Raw genomic sequence first — 1,195 nt, 5'->3', positions numbered from 1 at the left:
TGCCGGACGCGTCCTCGATGATCTGCGACGAGAACCTCAAAGCCCGCAAGAAGGTCTGCAACGTCTCGCAGATCATCGAGGACGCGTCCGGCAAGATGGCCTTCAGCTGGTCGCTTGCCGCCACCCAGGACGGCAAGCCGTACATGATCCTGCGCACCGCCCCGAACGCCAGGAGCGATGGCCTGGTGTCCGTGAAATTCGATGGACAGAAGCAGCCGATCGACGTGCAGCTGAACGGCTGCAACGAAATGGTCTGTGTCGGCATGTTGCCGGTCGGCCCCGTCATGCGCCGGCAGATATCGCAGAACGCGACGCCGGCGATCTCCTACTCGACGGTCGACGGGCAGACGATCACCGTTACCGCAACGCTCAAGGGGCTGTCAGACGCCCTTTCACCACTCAAATAACCGAGGCGCCACCATGAGCCAGCAGGACCAGTTCACGTCCGCCAAACGCACTCCGAGCGTCGAGGCGGATCGGCAGAGGCGGGCCGAGCCCCCAAGGCGCTGGCCACGCGCGGCCGGATATTCACTGCTGGGATTGGTCGTGGCGGGGCTTGGCTTCGCCGCCGGGAATTACGCCGCGGTCGCCAATCTGGTCGGCGGCGCGACGGCCGCACCTGCAGCAACAGCGGCGGCCCCCGTGCTTCCGGACACGCCCTTCCTCGAGCATGTCAAGCAGGCCGGTGTGCAGGCCTGCTCGACCGTCTATCCAGTGCTCGGACAGATCCTGACGACCGGCACGAAATACAGCGTCAAATCCCTGTGGAACGACCAGGCCGCCGACAAGCACGCCATCCAGGCCTTTGTCGGCATGGACTATGCGTCGGAACGCTATAGCGGACCGGCCGCCGGCATCGTCTTCGCATCGCCCACCGCCACGGGTTGCGAAGGGGCGATGGTGCGGGTGGCGCCATTCGCCAGCCCGTGCGCCGACATCCCATCCATCCTGCCGCAGGGCAGCAAGATCACCGACCATCTCGGGCAGGTCGAGGTCTACGAGCTCGGCGGCAATGCCGGTGAAGCGCTTCTCCTGCCGACGGGCAAAAGCTGTGTGGTGATCTCCCTTGCTTCGGCGGCGAAGTAGGACGCGAAGCGAGTGAGGTCAAGGAAAGGATGCCGACCATGAGATTGCAGGCTTTGGCAGTTTTGGGCTTGACCTTGTTGTGGAGCGGACAAGTCGTCTCAGCCGACCT

The 1,195-nt window shown here is 64.4% G+C and carries 2 protein-coding genes; both read left to right on the top strand.

Translation table 11 applies throughout. The features are described 5' to 3' along the window. Window positions 1–407 (top strand): invasion associated locus B family protein (locus tag EN884_RS36445; protein ID WP_128361149.1); only part of this gene is annotated, 407 nt, incomplete at its 5' end. Between the two features lie 13 nt (window positions 408–420). After that, a complete protein-coding gene (locus tag EN884_RS36440; protein ID WP_013529841.1) occupies window positions 421–1,086 on the top strand; it encodes a hypothetical protein in 666 nt (221 codons plus the stop codon). The last annotated feature ends 109 nt before the right edge of the window (window positions 1,087–1,195 follow it).

Origin of the sequence: Mesorhizobium sp. M7A.F.Ca.AU.001.01.1.1 (assembly GCF_004022735.1) — a bacterium.
Taxonomy (GTDB): domain Bacteria; phylum Pseudomonadota; class Alphaproteobacteria; order Rhizobiales; family Rhizobiaceae; genus Mesorhizobium; species Mesorhizobium ciceri.
Note: the sequence above shows the minus strand (reverse complement) of the source record. Positions and strands in the feature narration are given on the sequence as shown.